This is a genomic window from Streptomyces sp. NRRL WC-3742 (genome assembly GCF_000720635.1).
GTDB lineage: Bacteria > Actinomycetota > Actinomycetes > Streptomycetales > Streptomycetaceae > Kitasatospora.
Genome location: NZ_JOCF01000058.1, coordinates 17,392 through 35,040, shown reverse-complemented (window position 1 = coordinate 35,040; position 17,649 = coordinate 17,392). Strand labels below are relative to the sequence as shown.

At 73.4% G+C, this 17,649-nt stretch carries 7 protein-coding genes; 5 read left to right on the top strand and 2 right to left on the bottom strand.

Annotated features, from left to right (window positions below):
* Window positions 1-97: 97 nt before the first annotated feature.
* The 3 genes from IH61_RS0128295 (at window position 98) to IH61_RS0128285 (ending at window position 13,420) form a co-directional block, all read left to right on the top strand.
* Window positions 98-958 (top strand): PhzF family phenazine biosynthesis protein, encoded by an 861-nt coding sequence (locus IH61_RS0128295; RefSeq protein WP_031074892.1) that lies wholly within the window; start codon window positions 98-100, stop codon window positions 956-958.
* A 230-nt stretch (window positions 959-1,188) separates the two neighbouring features.
* A complete protein-coding gene (locus IH61_RS49710; protein WP_051838181.1) occupies window positions 1,189-12,837 on the top strand; it encodes a LamG-like jellyroll fold domain-containing protein in 11,649 nt (3,882 codons plus the stop codon).
* A gap of 34 nt (window positions 12,838-12,871) precedes the next feature.
* Window positions 12,872-13,420, top strand: coding sequence for an SMI1/KNR4 family protein (locus IH61_RS0128285; RefSeq protein ID WP_234327369.1), 549 nt, complete (start codon window positions 12,872-12,874; stop codon window positions 13,418-13,420).
* 102 nt (window positions 13,421-13,522) lie between these two features.
* Here the strand turns inward: IH61_RS0128285 and IH61_RS0128280 are convergent, their stop codons facing one another.
* Window positions 13,523-14,050, bottom strand: coding sequence for a hypothetical protein (locus IH61_RS0128280; protein WP_031074886.1), 528 nt, complete (start codon window positions 14,048-14,050; stop codon window positions 13,523-13,525).
* A 163-nt stretch (window positions 14,051-14,213) separates the two neighbouring features.
* Here IH61_RS0128280 and IH61_RS0128275 point away from each other — a divergent pair, with 163 nt between their 5' ends.
* Window positions 14,214-15,419, top strand: coding sequence for an aminoglycoside phosphotransferase family protein (locus tag IH61_RS0128275; protein WP_031074885.1), 1,206 nt, complete (start codon window positions 14,214-14,216; stop codon window positions 15,417-15,419).
* Window positions 15,420-15,442: 23 nt separating this feature from the next.
* Window positions 15,443-16,336, top strand: a complete 894-nt coding sequence (locus IH61_RS0128270; protein ID WP_031074882.1) for a LysR family transcriptional regulator — start codon at window positions 15,443-15,445, stop codon at window positions 16,334-16,336.
* Here the strand turns inward: IH61_RS0128270 and IH61_RS0128265 are convergent.
* Window positions 16,333-17,544, bottom strand: a complete 1,212-nt coding sequence (locus IH61_RS0128265; RefSeq protein ID WP_037973463.1) for an MFS transporter — start codon at window positions 17,542-17,544, stop codon at window positions 16,333-16,335. The two genes, IH61_RS0128270 and IH61_RS0128265, sit on opposite strands and share 4 nt — an antisense overlap.
* Window positions 17,545-17,649 lie beyond the last annotated feature (105 nt).

Sequence of the window (17,649 nt, the reverse complement as noted above, 5' to 3'; positions counted from 1 at the left end):
GGTTCTGCGCCGACCCGGGAACAGTCGCCCCGCCCGTCCGGCGGTCGGCCTGCGCCGAGCCGGGAACAGCCGCCGGGCGGAACACGTTCGTCCGGGCATGACCGCTGACGCCGCCGCACCCGAGATCCTGCGCTACGCCGCCTTCGCCACCCGCCCCGAGGGCGGCAACCCCGCCGGGGTGGTGCTGGACGCCACCGGGCTGGCGGACGAGCGCCAACTCGCCATCGCCGCCGAGCTCGGGTACTCGGAGACGGCCTTCCTCACCCCGGGGGACGGCGAACGGACCTACCGCGTCCGGTACTTCAGCCCGCTCGCCGAGGTGCCGTTCTGCGGCCACGCCACCGTCGCCTCCGCCGTCGCGCTCGCCGACCGGCGCGGGCCGGGCGCGTACCTCTTCGAGACGGCGGCCGGCCCGGTGCCCGTCGAGATCGAGCGCGGCGAGGACGGCGTGCTGCGCGCGACCCTCACCAGCGTGGAGCCGCACACCGAGGCGGTGTCGCAGGAGGACGTGGCGCAGGCGCTCGCCCTGCTGGGCTGGTCGGCCGGGGACCTGGACGGGGGGCTGCCGCCGAGGATCGCCTACGCGGGCGCCCGGCACCTGGTGCTGGCGGCGGCCACCCGGGAGCGGCTGGCGCGCCTGGACTACGACTTCGACGGGCTGGCGGCCTACATGCGGGCGCGTGATCTGACGACCCTTCAACTCGCCTGGAGGCAGGGCCCCGAGGTGTTCCACGTCCGCGATCCGTTCCCGGTCGGCGGGGTGGTGGAGGACCCGGCGACGGGCGCCGCCGCGGCGGCCTTCGGCGCGTACCTGCGCGAGCTGGGAGCGGTGGAGGCCCCGGCGGTGCTGACCCTCCACCAGGGCGATGACCTGGGCCGTCCCGGGGTGCTGCGGGTGGAGCTGCGGGGCGGGGACGCCCGGGTGCGGGTGTCGGGCGCGGCGGTGGCGATCCCGTAACGCCCCGCGCCCTCACCCCCACCTTCGCCCCCCGCCGCCCGGTTGCGGTGTCCCCGGCAATCAACTGGTAAAACTTTCACCTTTCAGATGTGGATGATCATGATCAAATAGGCTCAAAGCCCTTCCCGGCGATCACGACGACCCTGTACGCCCGCGGGCCCCCACCGGTAGGAAATGCGCTGATCGGGCAACCGTCCAGGCTCGGTCGACGCAGCCTGGAGGGGCCTCGCATGCGCAGATCCGTCACGTCCGTCCACGACACCCGTGGCGGGACCTCACGGCTGGGGGCCCGTGTCCGCGCGGTGGCCCTGGCCAGCGCACTGGCCGTCAGCTTCACCCTCGGCCTCCAGGACGCGGACGCCTTCGCCGCCGCCCACGCGCCCACGCCGCAGGGCAGGGTCACCACCCCCGAGCAGCGCACCGGCAGCGCCGAGGGCCGCGGCCACCGCGTCGGCGCCGACGAGACCAGCCGCACCCCCAAGGGGCCCGGCGCCGGCCACACGCCCGCCGCCGGCGAGCTGGGCGAGCGCCGCCCCGGGGAGACGGACACCGGCCCGAAGCACTCCGGCGCCGCCCAGGCACCCGTCGAGGGCAAGGCCGTCAAGGCTCCGCAGTCGGCGGGCCACCACGACGCCGCCCCGCAGGACAAGGGCGGCACCGAGGTCCCCTCCGCCCGCACCGGCACCACGTCCACGTACCAGAACCCCGACGGCACCCACACCGTCCGCGTCTACCCCCGCCCGGTGCACTACAAGAAGCCCGACGGCACCTGGGCCGACATCGACACGGCGCTCACCCCGGGCAAGGACGGCCGCTGGACGGAGGGCGCCAACGACCTCCAGGCGAGCTTCGCCGCCCGCGCCGACGACCAGGCCCTCCTCACCTGGACCCTCGACGCCGACCACAAGGTCTCCTACGGCCTCAAGGACGCCACCGCCGCCCAGGGCACCGCCAAGGGCGACCTGCTCACCTACGCCGGCGCCCGCCCCGGAGCCGACGTCACGTACAACGGCCTCGCCCAGGGCATCAAGGAGACCCTCGTCCTGCGCGACGCCTCCGCCCCCACCCGCTGGACCTTCCCCCTGCACACCACCGGCCTGAGCGCCGTGCTCGGCGAGGGCGGCGAGATCCAGTTCAAGGACGCCTCCGGCGCCGTGCGGATGTCCATCCCGCGCGGCTTCATGATGGACTCCGCCGTCGACCCGGCCTCCGGCGACGGCGCCCGCAGCGGCGGCATCACCTACCACCTGGTGAACGACGGCGGCGGGCAGGCGATCCAGCTCGACCTCGACGAGGCGTGGGTGCACGACCCCCGCCGCGTCTTCCCGATCCAGGTCGACCCGACGACGCAGAGCGGTGTCAACGTCGGCCAGTCCACCTACGTGATGACCAACGACTCGGCGAACTACTCCACCGACTCCGTCCTCAAGGTCGGCACCTGGGACGGCGGCGCGGACGTCGCCAACTCCTACCTGTACTTCCCGAGCGTCGCCAACATCGGCCAGAACTACATCGAGGCCGTCGACCTGACGATGGACAACGTCCACTCGTTCTCCTGCGACGCCCGCCAGGTCACCATCAACCAGATCACCTCCGCCTGGAACCCCTCGGGGATCAACTCCTTCCCGGGCGTGAGCATCGGCCAGCAGCTCGGCTCGGACAGCTTCGCCGCCGGAGACACCTGCGGCGGCGCCCAGTGGAAGACCGTCCACCTCGGCCAGTCCCACAACGACGCCGGCTCCCAGCTGATCGAGAGCTGGGCCCACGGCGGCTGGAACTACGGCCTGTCGGTGACCAGCAGCAGCACCGACTCCTACGCCTGGAAGAAGTTCGCCAGCGTCAACAGCCCCTGGCCGCCCTACCTGTCCATCGTCTACAGCGACTGGGCCGCCGCCTACAACCCGGACAACAGCTACACCCCGCCGACCAACACCACCGCCGGCTACCAGACGCTGCACCTGACCAACCTCGCCGCCAACTGGTGGAACTCCTCCAGCATGCAGGTGCTGCCGCGCTACTTCGACAGCGCCTGGCACGAGCAGTGGCCCGCCGGCAACGCCCCGCGCACCGGCGTGCCCGGGCTGGTGAAGACCGGGGAGACCACCACCTTCAACGCCACCCTGCCCGCGATGCGCCCGGGCACCGGCTACACCGTCTGCTGGGACGGCTACGTCAACGGCACCACCTCGCTGCACGACTCGTACAACGTGCCCTTCGGCAACTGCACCGGCAACGTCTCCGCCGTCAACGCGGCGCCGCAGATCGACGCGACCGCCCCGCCCGGCAACACCGTGGTCGGCACCCTGACCCCGCAGCTGTACGCCACCGGCCACGACCCGGACAACTACCCCGGAACGGGCCTGTCCTACGACTTCCGCGTCTACTCCACCGCCTCCGGCAGCCCCCAGGTCGTCGCCGACTCCGGCTGGCAGTCCGGCACCTCCTGGGCCGTGCCCGCGGGCAAGCTCGCCTGGAACACCGACTACCTGTGGAACGCCGAGATCGGCGACGGCCAGACCGGCAGCCCCTGGACGAGCATGGCGCCCTTCTCCACCCAGGTGCAGCAGCCGGTGATCACCTCCCACCTCGGCGGCTCGGCGGGCGACGGCGCGGGCCGGCCCTTCGACGCCAAGGTCGGCAACTACACCACCCAGGCCACCGACGCCTCGGTCGTCGCCGTCGGCCCGACGCTCGCCGTCAGCCGCTCCTACAACTCCCTCGACCCGGCCACCACCCACCTGTTCGGCGCCGGCTGGACCACCCCGCTGGACATGCAGCTGGTCGGGGACAACGACGGCACCGGCAACATCGTGCTCACCGACCAGAACGGCCGCTCCGCCCGCTTCGGCCAGAAGCCGGACGACCAGCAGTACTACGTCTCCCCGAGCGGCGAGTACGAGAGCCTGGCCGCCTACTCCGCCGGCTTCGGCGGCGGCTTCAACCTCACCACCAAGGGCGGCGTCCGCTACGACTTCAAGACGCAGGCGGGCAGCACCTGGCTGTTGACCGCGGTCTACGACGCCGCCGGCCACAGCCAGCAACTGCACTACACCGGCGGCAAGCTGGACACCGTCACCGACACCTCCTCCGGCCGCGCCCTGCACTTCACGTGGACGGCGGACGGACGGCACGTCGCCTCCGTGGCCACCGACCCGGCCACCGGCACCGACCAGGGCACCGCCCAGACCTGGACGTACGGCTACAACGCGGCCAACCCCGACCAGCTCGACCAGGTCTGCGCCCCGCCGACCGGCGGCAACACCGCCCCCGCCTGCACCACGTACACCTACACCCCCGGCTCCCACCTGCGCTCCGCCGTCGTCGACTCCACGCCCGCCTCGTACTGGCGCCTGGGCGAGGCGAGCGGCACCACCGCCGCCGGCGAGATCATCGAGAACCAGGGCGCCGACAACGCGACCTACTCCGCGAGCGGCATCACCCTCGGCGTGCCCGGGCCGACCGCCACCGGCGCCACCGCCGCCCAGTTCGACGGGAAGTCGGGCGTCGTCTCCCTGCCGCAGAGCATCCTGGACACCTCCTCGTACACCTCGGTGGGCCTGTGGTTCCGGACCACCTCCTCCGGTGTGCTCTTCGGCTACCAGAGCGGGCAGTTCAACACCCCCACCACCCCCGGCTACTACACGCCCGCCCTGTACGTCGGCACCTCCGGCAAGCTCTACGGCGAGTTCTGGAACGGCTGGACCACCCCCATCACCTCCGCGGCGCCCGTCAACGACGGCAACTGGCACTACGCCCTGCTCACCGCCGCGGGCGCCAGCCAGACCCTCTACCTGGACGGCAACGCCCAGGGCAGCATGAGCGGCCAGGTCATCGCCCCCGGCCAGCGCGTCGAGACCGTCGGCGCCGGGTTCATCGGCGGCGGCTGGCCCGACGAGCCGTTCCAGAACGGCAGCGACAACACCGGCCACGCCCTCTACTTCAACGGCGCGATCTCCGACGTCGCCTTCTACAACCGCGCCCTCGGCCAGCCCGCCGTCACCACCCTCGCCCAGACCGGCGCCAGGCCCTCGGCCGAGCTCACCGGCATCAAGCTGCCCTCGGGCAAGTCCAAGCTGTCCGTCGCCTACGACGCGGCCGGCGACCGCGCCCAGCAGGTCACCGACGCCAACGGCGGCACCTGGAAGATCGCCAGGCCCAGTGTCTCCGGCTCCGCCGAGGAGTACCGCGGCCAGGTCATGGGCGCCCACCCCGCCGGTTACTGGCGCCTGTCCGACGGCAACGGCACCTCGGCCGCCAACCAGGTCTACGCCGCCCGGCCCGACCCGGCCAACGGCACCTACGCCAACGTCCAGCTCGGCGCCGCCGGGCCCATGACCGGCTCGGCCGGATCCGCGACCTTCGACGGCGCCACCTCCGCCGTCCAGCTGCCCGCCACCATGATCCCCACCCAGGGCCCCGCCGCGATCGCCCTGTGGTTCAGGACCACCGGAACCGGCACCCTCGTCGGCTTCCAGAGCACCCCGCTCGATCCGCCGCAGACCCCCGGCACCCAAGCCTGGAACCCGACCCTGTACGTCGGCACCGACGGCAAGCTGCACGGCGAGTTCTGGAACGGCTACGTCACGCCGATGACCAGCGCCGCCGCCGTCAACGACGGCAAATGGCACTTCGCGGTGCTCTCCGCCGACAACGCCAACACCCAGAACCTCTACCTGGACGGCCAGTTGAGCGCCGGACCGGCCACCGGCCAGATCGGCGTCAACGGCACCCGCTACCTCTACCTCGGCGCCGGCAACGCCGAGAACTGGCCCAGCGCCGCCACCACACCCTTCGGCCACTTCACCGGCCAGATGGCCGACGCGGCCTTCTTCCCCCACGGCCTCGGCTCGGGCACCGTCACCTCCCTCTACAACCAGGCCCTCAACCAGAGCGCCCCCCAGGGCGGCGGAGCACAGCCCTCCGCCTACGACACCGCGATCGTCTCCGCCCACCCCACCGGCTACTGGCGCCTGGACGACCGCACCGGCAACCAGGCCACCGAACTGGTCTCCTCCGCCGCCCTCCTGCAGAACCGCGGCACCGAGGTCAACACCGCCGTCGGCGGCCGGCCCGGCCCCTGGGTCTCCGGCACCTCCACCGCCACCGGCTTCACCGGCGCCAACGGCTCCATGATCCAGCTGCCGCCCACCGCCGTCCCCAAGCCCTACAACGACACCAGCGTCACGCTCTGGTTCAGGACCGCCGGCCCCGGCGTCCTGTACAGCTACCAGAACGCCCCCATCGGACAGCCCGTCAGCCTCTACAACCCGACCCTGTACGTCGGCACGGACAACAAGCTGCACGGCGCCTTCGCCGCCACGACCACCACCACCGTCAGCGCCACCACCGTCACCGACAACGCGTGGCACCTCGCCACCCTGATCTCCACCGGCAACACCGAACAGCTCTACCTCGACGGCGCCCCCAGCGGTGCGCCCATCACCCTGCCCCTGGCCTACAACGGCTCCGGGGTCGCCTACCTCGGCTCCGGCACCATCGGCGGCGGCTGGCCCGCCGCCCCCGCCGACACCGCCGGCCGCTTCACCGGCAGCCTCGCCGACTTCGCGCTCTTCCGCTACGCCCTCGACCCGAACACCGTCAAGGCGTACTACCAGGGCGCCACCACCGCCACCACCGGCAACGGCCTCGACGCCGCGAACGCCTACCGCGCGATGATCGTCCAGGGCGGCCCCATCGGCTACTGGCGCCTGGACGACCCCGCCGGAAGCGCCTACGCCGCCGACGAACTCGGCACCGCCCTGCCCGAGGGCAACGCCGGCACCTACAGCGACGCCTGGCTCAACAACGGCGGCCCCAGCTCCGACCCGAGCCAGCGGGCGGTGAACTTCAACGGCACCAGCACCGTGCTCCAACTGCCCGGCACCACCTCACCCGCCCAGGGCGCGGCCTCCGTCGAACTGTGGTTCCGCACCTCCACCTCCGGCGTCCTCTACGCCTACCAGGACTTCCCGCTCGGCACCGCCCACGCGCCCGGCGCCAACGCCTGGAACCCCGCCCTGTACGTCGGCACCGACAACAGGCTCCACGGCGAGTTCTGGCTCGGCGCCGCCCCGTACGCCATGACCTCCGACCGCACCGTCACCGACAACGCCTGGCACCAGGTCGTCCTCGCCGCCGACAGGAACGGCCAGAGCCTCTACCTGGACGGCACCACCACCGCCACCAACACCAGCGGCGTGCCGATCACCTACAACGGCAGCGGCTACGCCTACATCGGCGCCGGCACCGTCGACAACTGGCCCAGCGCCGGGAACAGCTACTTCAACGGCTCCATCGCCGAGGTCGCCTACTACCCGAACCGCCTGGGCGACGCCACCGTCGGCGCCCACTACAAGGCCATGGGCAACGCCGGCACCGCCACGGCCGTCACCACCGCCACCGTCACCGACCCCACCGGCAACACCCTGACCCACCGCTACGACACCCGCACCTCCCAGCTGATCTCCAGCAGCGACGCCTGGAACAACACCACCCGCTACGCCTACGACACCGGCGGCTTCCTCTACGCCGTCACCGACCCCGACGGCCACACCGTCACCACCGGCCACGACGCCCACGGCAACACCGTCTCCCGCACCACCTGCAAGAGCCCCGCCGACTGCCAGACCACGTACGCCACGTACTCCCTCGGCAGCCCCTCCACGCCGAGCGCCGACAAGCTGCTCACCACCTCCGACGCCCGCTCCAGCGGCCCCTCGGACACCACCTACACCACCACGTACACGTACAACAGCACCGGCCAGCTGCTCTCGGCCACCACACCGGCCACGCCCGACTTCCCCAAGGGCCGTGTCAGCTACACCAGTTGGACGGCCGGCACCGAGACCGCAGCCGACGGCTCCACCGTCCCGGCGGGCCTGGCGCTCAGCCGCAGCGTCGCGCTGGACGCCGCGCAGTACCCGACGGCCGCCGCCGTCCCGGCCGGCCAGCTGACCACCTACCAGTACCGCCACAACGGCGACCTCGCCGCCACCACCAGCCCCGCCGGCGACGTCGTCTCCCACCACCAGGACAACCTCGGCCGCCTCCTCGACACCTCCGAGACCTGCGCCGACTGCCCCGGCGGCAGCGCGGGCCCGCCCGCCGCGCCCCGCACCCTGGTCACCACCTACGCCTGGGACGGCCAGGGCAACCTGACCACCCGCACCGACCCGTACACCACCGACGCCGTCACCGGCACCAGGCACACCCGGCGCACCGCCACCGTCTACGACGTCGACGGGGACCCGCTCACCGAGACCGTCTCCGACACCACCGGCGGCGACCAGCCGCGCACCACCACCTGGACGTACGAGAGCACCACCGACCGCCTGAACAAGGCCGTCGACGCCGCCGGGCACACCACCACCTACGGCTACGACGTGTACGGGCAGGTCACCAGCAGGACCGACCCGTCCGGTACCAACTACCAGTACCTGTTCGCCCCCACCGGCTGGCTCCAGCAGACGGCCGTCTCCAACTTCACCGGCACCGGCGTCAACCCCGTCGCCCCGCACTGGCAGGTCGTCGAGTCCCGGGCCTACGACCCGGCCGGGCGTCTCGCCACCGTCACCGACGCCATGGGCCGCACCAGGCACACCTACTACAACGACGACGACACCGTCGCCGAGACCGACCTCGACGGCTACCACAACGCCGACGGCACCCTGCGCAACGTCGTCCTCGGCAAGCTCGGCTACGACGCCGCGGGCCACCTCACCGAGCAGGTCACCGGCGGCGGCAGGACCACCGTCGTCACCGCCTACGACGCCGCCGGGCGCACCACCGGCACCGTCACCGACCCCGGCGGGCTGAACCGCGCCACCGCCTACACCTACGACGCCGCGGGCAACGTCCTCAGCGTCGTGCGCACCGGCGGCGCCGACCGGCAGGAGACCGACTACGCCTACGACGTGATGGGCGAAGTGCTCAAGCGCACCGTCAAGGGCGGCCAGGGCGCCGACTCCGTCATCACCTACGGCTACAACGACCGGGGCCTGGTCACCTCCGTCGTCAGCCCCAACGGCAACGCCGCGGGCGCCAACCCCGCCGACTACACCGCCACCCAGGCGTACGACGAGGCCGGCCGGCCCACCGTCTCCACCGGGCCGCTCACCAGCGCCGAGGTCTACGACCCCGTGGCCCGCACCTCCACCGCGCAGAACGTCCACGCCGTCAGCACCGCCGGATACGACACCTTCGGCGAACTCACCGCCACCCGCGACGCCGCCGGCACCACCACCACGTACACCTACGACCAGGCCGGCAACCAGAGCGCCACCACCGGCAGCGCCTACACCGACCCGCGCACCGGCGCCACCCTCACCCCGACCACCAGCAGCACCTACGACCCGCTCGGGCGCGTCACCGCCCGCACCGTCGACCCGGCCGGCCTGAAGCTCACCACCACCAGCCGCTACGACCAGCTCGGCCACCTCGTCGAACAGGACCTGCCCGCCACCGGCACCACCGTGCCCAGGATCCTGCGCGGCTACGACCTGAACGGTGAACTGCTCACCGCCACCGGCCCGACCGGCGCCGTCGCCCAGAGCACCTACGACGACCTCGGGCGCCGCATCACCAGCACCGTCGTCGAGCGCTACCCCGCGCCCGTCGCCCTCACCAGCACCTACACCTGGGACGACGCGGGCAACCAGCTCGCCTCCACCCAGCCGCTCGGCGCCACCGCCACCGCCGCCTACGACGCGGCCGGGGAGACGGTCAAGGCCACCGACGCCACCGGACGCACCGTCACCACCGCGTACGACGGCCTCGGCCGCCCCCAGCGCACCACCTCACCCGACGGCACCTCCACCGTCACCGCCTACGACACCTTCGGCAACGCCCTCAGCGGCACCGTCTACGACACCACCGGCGCCTCCACCGGCACCGGCTACACCACCTACGACCTCGAGGGCCACCCCCTCACCCGCACCGACACCGTCACCAACACCGCCGACATCCCGGCGCACTCCACCACCTACGGCTACGACGCGGCCGGGCAGCTGACCAGGCTCACCGAACCCGTCGCCGCCGGCCGGAGCATCACCAGCACCACCGGCTACGACGCCCTCGGGCGCCGCGTCCGCTTCACCAACGGCAGGAACGTCCCGACCTACTACACCTACAACACCCTCGGCCTGCCCGAGTCCACCGTCGAGGCGCCGACCACCGCCCACCCCTCCGCCGCCGAGGGCACCTTCACCACCGGCTACGACGCCGCCGGCCGGCCCACCGCCCTCGTCGAACCCGGCGGCGTCCTGCGCCAGCGCGGCTACGACGGGCTCGGCAACGTCGTCCAGGAGAGCGCCACCGGCGCCGAGGCCGCCACCGCCACCCGCACCCTCGGCTACGACGCCGCCGGGCACCTGCTCTCCGTCAGCACCCCGAGCGGCACCCCCGACACGTACACCTACAACGACCGCGGCCAGCTGCTCACCGCCGCCGGCCCCGGCGGCACCACCGGCTACACCTACGACAACGACGGCCACATGACCGGCCGCACCGACCTCAACGGCACCACCGCGTACACCTACAACCAGGCCGGCCAGCTGCGCGCCGCCACCGACCCGCTGACCGGCAGCACCGTCGGCTACGACTACGACACCGCCGGCCGCCTGCAGACCGAGCGCCTCGGCGCCGCCGGAGCCACGCGCACCTACGCCTTCGACAACCTGGGCCGCCTGAGCACCGACACCGTCAAGGACAGGACCGGCGCCACGCTCGCCAGCATCGGCTACGGCTACGACCCCGACAGCCGGCTGACCTCCAAGACCACCACCGGTACGGCCGGCGCGGCGGCCAACCAGTACACCTACGACCTCGCCGGCCGCCTCACCTCCTGGAACAACGGCTCCACCACCACCGCCTACACCTGGGACGCGGCCGGGAACCGCACCTCCGCGGGCGGGGTCAACGCCACCTACGACGAGCGCAACGAACTGCTCGGCGACGGCACCAACACCTACACCTTCTCCGCCCGCGGGACGCTCAGCAGCACCACGGCGCCCAACTCGCAGCCCGCGACCGTCCAGTTCGACGGCTTCGACCGGATGACCGCCCGCGGCCCCGTCACCTACGCCTACGACGGCCTCGACCGGGTCACCCGGTCCAACAGCGCCACGTTCACCTACGACGGCGGGTCGACGACGATCGTCGGGGACGGCAGCGGCCGCTACACCCGCACGCCCAACGGGGGGCTGCTCGGCACGGCCGCTGTGAGCCCCGGCGGGGCGGTCACCGGTGCGCGGTTCGGCATCGCCGACCAGCACGACGACGTCGTCGCCTCGCTGGACCCGGCCGCCGGAACGCTGGCCTCCTCCACCGCCTACGACCCCTTCGGCAAGCCCGTCGCGAGCGGCGGCTCCGGCACCGGCTCGCTCGGCTACCAGGGCGCCTGGACCGACCCGACCACCGGCGACGTCGACATGAACGCCCGCTGGTACCAGCCCGGCACCGGCACCTTCACCGCCCGCGACGCCTGGAACCTCAACCCCGAGCCGTCCGTCCAGGGCAACCGCTTCACCTACGCCAGCGGCGACCCGATGGACCGCACGGACCCGAGCGGCCACACCGACATCTGCAAGTGGACCGGGCAGAAGGGCTACCAGCTGGCCTGCCACGTGTTCTGGTGGGAGCTCAGCAACGAGAAGATCGGCAGCTCCGACACCTGCACCGCGCAGCCGATGATGTGCCTGCCCGACCACAGCGTCAACTGCTCGGTGAGCGCGTACGAGCGGCCGCCGTCCTGCGCCCAGAGCCCGGTGGACAACGGCGCGATCAACTGCTCGGTCAGCGCCAGCTGGCGTCCGGCCTCCTGCGGATCCGCCACCAGCTCGGACGGCGGCGGCGGCGGTGGCGGCGGTGGCGGCGGGGGTGGTGATGACGACGGCAGCTCGCACTACGCGCCCCCGCGCCAAAAGCCCGCACCCCACCACCCCAGCACGCGCCGACCCGGCCCGACGGGCCCCAAGAAGACCGGCCCCGGACCGCAGCGGCCCACGCCCCCGCGCCCCTCGCCCACCGTCCCGCGCCCCAAGGCCCCCGACTACCACCCGACCAACGACCGTCCGCACATCAACCTGCCGCCGATCGGCTTCGGCACCGACGCCGTGGTCAGCGCGGGAACGGCCGTCATCAGCACCGTCGTCTCGCTCGGCACCGCGTTCATCACCGCCGTCGCGGCGGCCATCGGCGAGGGCCTGGACGGCGGCACCGAGGGCGAGACCAAGAACCGGCGCACCGGCGCGGACTGCAAGAAGGACGGCGTCGGCTGGGTCAGCAACGGCCCGGTCGACTCCGTCAACGGCGGGCGGCCCACGGGCGTGACGGCCTGCCTGGACACCGCCTACCTGGACAGCCACCCGGGCAGCACGACGGACGTCAAGAACGGCATCAAGCCCGCCGGCTACGACTGGGCCCGCAACACCGCCGGCTGGTGGGGCGGCAGCGCGAAGGACATCAACGCCTGCCACCTGCTCGGCCAGCAGCTCTCCGGCTCCGGCACCGACCTGTCCAACGTGGTCACCTGCGGCACCGACGCCAACTCCTACGTCGGCAAGAGGAAGGCACGCGGGGACGACCCCGGACCGATGGACAGCATGCTGCACTTCGAGGACAAGGTGAGGTCGGTGGTCAACGGCGGCGACAGCGGCGGCAACACCGTGCTCTACCAGGTGACGCCGCTCTACGACGGCAACCGCAACGTCCCGTACCGGATCGAGATGAGCTACATCGCCTGGGACAAGGACGGCCACCTGCTCGGCGCCGACCACGACTACGTCGACAACCTGGTCTACACCCGGGGCAGCGGCTGGAAGAACCTCGGCAAGGTGATCCACAGCCAGACCGGCAGGGACGCGGGGCAGTACGGTGACTGACCGGACGTACATCCGGACGTACACCCGGACGTCCATGGAGCAGAGGAGCACCGCCATGGCCCACCCGGCCGTCACCGCTCTCACGGCCGTGCTCGGGGAGCCGGGCACGGCCGGGGACGCCGTCGACTGGGAGGAGCTGGCGCGGACCACGGGCCTGCGCCTGCCCGCCGACTACCGCGCGTTCGTCGAGCTGTACGGAGGCGGTGAGCTGGACGAGTACCTGGCCGTCCGCTCGCCTGCCGAGGACCTCCTCGACGGCCTGGACTTCGACCCGCGGCAGGCGCCGACCGCGCTCACCGGCACCTCGGAGGAGGAGTTGGAGGACGGCCGGCTGCTGCCCGTGGCGACCACCGTGCACGGGGACGTGGTCTTCTGGCTCTGCGACGAACCGGACCCGCAGCGCTGGGACATCGTCGTCTTCAAGCGCCAGGCTCTCCACGGCGAGCGGCGCTGGACCCGGTTCGCCATGGGCTTCGGCGAGTTCCTCCTCGGCGCCCTCACCGGCACCCTCGCGAGCCCCTTCAGCGCCCGCGGCTTCGACGAGCCCCCGCACGTCTACCGCCACTGGAGCCTGCCCCTCTGACGGCTGGGCCCTGACGGCGGCGCTCCGACGGCTGGGCTATGACGGCTGGGCTGTGACGGCTGGGCGCCCGCCCGGCGGCCCCGCCCGGGCCGCCGGGCGGCGTCACGTCCGGGGCCGGAGCCCGCCGACCTGCTCGGCCACGCGGCCCTCGGCCTCGGCGCCGGTGACGAGGGTGACGTTCGTCGGCGCACTGCCCAGCGTCGAGTCCACGGCGGTGAGACGGACGGCCGGTGACGCCTGCGCCACGCCCGTGCTCGCCCGGCCGAAGGGTGCGCCGACGGTGACGATCAGGTCGCAGCGCTGCGCCACCAGACCGGACAGGTACGGCCCCGCCTGCTCGGCGCCCGCCGCCGGGACGACCAACTGCTGGACGTTGCGGTCGTGCTGCGCCCCCGCCGTCTGCATCGCCGACCACACCCGGCCGAAGAGATCGCCGCCCGAGGCGGTCGCACTGTCGGCCGCCAGGCAGGCCGTGGCCCGCTTCGACACGTCGTTCGCGTGGACGGCGGGCGCGGCCCCTTCGTCGTCGTCACCGCCGGACAGCACGATGCCGACCACCGCGGCGACGGCCGCCGCCCCGAGGGCGGCGGCGATGAGGGCGCGGCGACGGGGTGGCAGACGCAGGAACATGGCTGGTGGCTCTCCGGGGCGCGGTGATCGGGGACGCCGCCGATCCTGCCGCAGAAGCCGGTGGAGGACAACGGGGACCGCGGGTGGACCCGGCTCGGGCTGGCCCGGCCCGGCCGGGGAAATACGGTCGCGCCGAGGGGCGTCCGTGCGGGAGGGTGCGGGGATGGGACGTATGGTGACCGTCGAACTGACGCATCGGGGCGAGTACTTCGGCAGGCTCGGCCCCTTCGAGGTGGCCGGGCCGTACTGGCAGGCCACGGAGGAGGTGCTCGCGGCGGTCGAGGTGCCCGCCGTGGTGCTGCGCCTGGTCGACGGTCGAGGGGCGGAGGGTGGTGCGTACGGCGGCGAGGTCCGCTACCACGTCGAGGCGCTGGAGCGCCCGCCCGGGCGTGAGCCCCGCCCGATGGAGGCAGGGACGGCCGCCGTGCTCGGCCCCGCCGAGGGGCGGGCGCCCTGGGCCCGCCCGGACGGGCTTCGCGAGGCGCTCGCCTGGGCGGCGGCGCGGGTGGACGGCGCCGGGCCGGTGCGGCAGGTGCGTACGTGGAACCTCTCCGGGCTGTTCCGCCTTCCCGGCGGCGCCTGGCTGAAGACCACCGCTCCCGCGTTCAACGCCGCCGAGGGGGAGGTCATCGCGCTGTTCGGCAGCGTCGACGCCGCGCTCGTCCCGAAGGTGATCGCCGCCGACGCGGCCGCCGGTCGGCTGCTGCTGGAGGCCGTCCCCGGGGAGGACTGCTGGGGCCCGTCCGCCGACACCGTCGCGGAGGTCGTGCCGCGCCTGGTCGCCGCGCAGGCGGCCCTGGCGGCCGACGGGCGCGCGGCCTCGGCGGGGTTGCGCGACCGCACGCCGCGGGCGCTGCTCGCGCAGCTGGAGGTGTTGCTCGACCGGCTCCCGGAGGAGACGGACCTGAGTGCGGGGGAGAGGGTGGAAGTGGCCCGACTGGTCGCTGAACTCCCGGATGTCATCGAGGAGTTGGAGGGGTGCGGGCTCCCCGTGACGCTCCTCCACGGCGACTTCCACCCCGGCAACTGGCGCGCCGAGGCCGGTGGCCCGGCCGTGGTGCTCGACTTCGCCGACGCCTGCCTCGGCCACCCCGCCCTGGACGGCCTGCGGGCACGCGACTTCCTCACCCCGGCCGCCTGGAGCCACCACGCGCAGGTGTGGTCGGCGGCCTGGCAGGCCCACGCCCCGGGCTCTCGGCCCGGGCGGGCGCTGGAACTGGCCGAGCCGCTGTACCACCTGGCGTACGCGCTGCGCTACCAGGAGTTCCTGGACCACATCGAGACGAGCGAGCGCCCGTACCACGAGGGCGACCCGGCCGCCGAACTGCGCGCCGCGCTGGCCTGCGGCCACGCCCGGCACCGCTCGTAGGCTGCCGATCGTAGACTTCCGGGGTGGAACAGAACCCCCTCCCCGAGCTGCCCCTGCAGGAGTTGGAGTGCTTCTCGGTGCTCGTCCACGAGCTGCACTTCGGGCGGACGGCCGAGCTGCTGGGCCTCTCGCAGGGCCGGGTCTCGCAGCTGGTCAAGCGGCTGGAGCGCCGGATCGGTGCGCCGGTGTTCGAGCGGACGAGCCGGCGGGTGGAGCTGACGGAGGTGGGGCGGCGGCTCGCCGGGGAGGTGGTGCCGGCGTTCGGGCGGCTGCGGGAGGGGTACGACGCCGCGCGGGCGTGGGCGGCGGCGTCGGACCGGCCGTTGCGGGTGGGGTTCCAGTGCGCGGTGTACGAGCCGGTGGCGCGGGCGATCGCCGCGCTGCCGGGGGGTGTGGTGGAGCTGGTGGAGCTGCCCTGGGGGGACCCGTTCTCGCACCTCGCCCGGGGCGAGATCGATCTGGGGATCGTGCTCGGGCCGTGCCGGGAACCGGAGTTGGAGGTGCTGCTGGAGTTCTCCAGGCAGCCGGTGCGGGTGGCGACGGCGGCCGGACGCTGGGCGGGGGAGAGCGCGATCCCCGGGGAGCGGCTGGCCGAGCTGGAGCTGATCGAGCCGCGCGGTCCGGCCCCGGAGTACTGGCGGCTGGCGAACGCCCCCCGGGAGGTGGACGGCGGGCGGGAGCTGACGTACGCGGCGGGCGCCGCCACCGTGCAGGAGGGGCTGACGATGGTGGCGGTCACCGGCCGGGGGATGCTGCTGTGCGAGGGGAGCACCCGGTACGTGCAGCGGCCGGACATCCGGTACCTGCCGGTCGAGGGCCTGGAACTGCCCTCCACGCTCGTGCTGGTGCAGAACGAGCGCCGGCCGCACCGGCTGTCCGCGCTGCTCGTCGAGCAGGTGCGCCGGCGTGATCGTTAGACGTTGCCCTGCGGCCGGGAGGGTCGGGAGAGTGCGGCGAGGAGCAGTCCGGCACCGGTGAACAGGGCGGCCGTGGCGAGGACGGCGTGGTTGCCGGCCCGGTCGATGACGAGGCCGCCGGCCAGGGAGCCGAGGGCGATGCTCGCGTTGAAGACGCCGGACCAGAGGGCGACCGAGGTTTCGAAACGGTCCGGGGCGGCGGCGCTCACCCAGGTCTGGGTGGAGACGGACACGCCGCCGTAGGAGACGCCCCACACCACCAGGACGCCCAGAACGGTGGCCAGGCTCCCGGTGCCGTACGGCAGCAGCGCGGCGGCCAGGGTGACGCCGGTGAGGGCGGTGACCACGGCGGTCCTGGGGCGGCGGCCGGCGAGCGGTCCGAGGGTGAAGTTCCCGGCGACGCCCGCGAGTCCGTACACCAGCAGGCAGCTCGCGATGACGCCGCCGGCCAGGCCCGCGTCGGTCTCCAGCACCGGGCGGACGTAGGTGTAGCCGGTGAAGTGGCCGAGGACGACGAGGGCGGTGACGGCGAGTCCGGTGGCGACGCCCCGGTGGCGCAGCGCGGCGGCGAGGCCCCCGATCCGGCCGCGCTGCGCCACCGGCAGCGGGGGCAGCACGGCGGCGAGGACGGCGGCGCCGAGCGCGCCGAGCAGGGCGAGCGCCCAGAACGCGCCGCGCCAGCCGACCGCCGCGGCGAGGTAGGTGCCGAGGGGGACGCCGAGGACCGAGGCGATGGAGACGCCGGAGAAGATCAGCGTGGTGGCGAGGGCCACGCGCGGCCCCTGGACGAGCCGTGAGCCGAGCGCGGCGGCGACGACCCAGACGACGCCCATCGCCACGCCGAGCAGGACGCGGGAGGCGGCGAGGACGGCGAAGTCCGGGGCGAGCGCGCTGAGGGCGTCGGCGGCGCAGAGCAGCAGCAGAAAGGCGATGAGGACGCGGCGGCGGTCGTGCCGGCCGATCAGGGCCGGGGCGAAGGGGGAGACGGCGGCGGCGACCAGGCCCGTGACGGTGAGGGAGAGGCCCGTGACGCCGTCGGTGACGCCGAGGGTGTGGGCCATGGGGGTGAGCAGGCCGACGGGCATCATCTCGGAGGAGACGACGGTGAACGTGGCGAGGGCGAGGGCGAGGACGGGGGACCAGCGGGTCGGGGGTGGGACGGGCTCGGCGCCCAGGGCCTGTGCGGTGGCGGTCTGTGCGTTGGACATGCCGCCAGCTCATCAGCGGGCGGGAGGGGCGAACAAGATCGATCGGCTCATCGATCGATTAGCTGGGCTCATGAGTGGAGGGGGAGGGGGCCTGTAAGCCAGGGC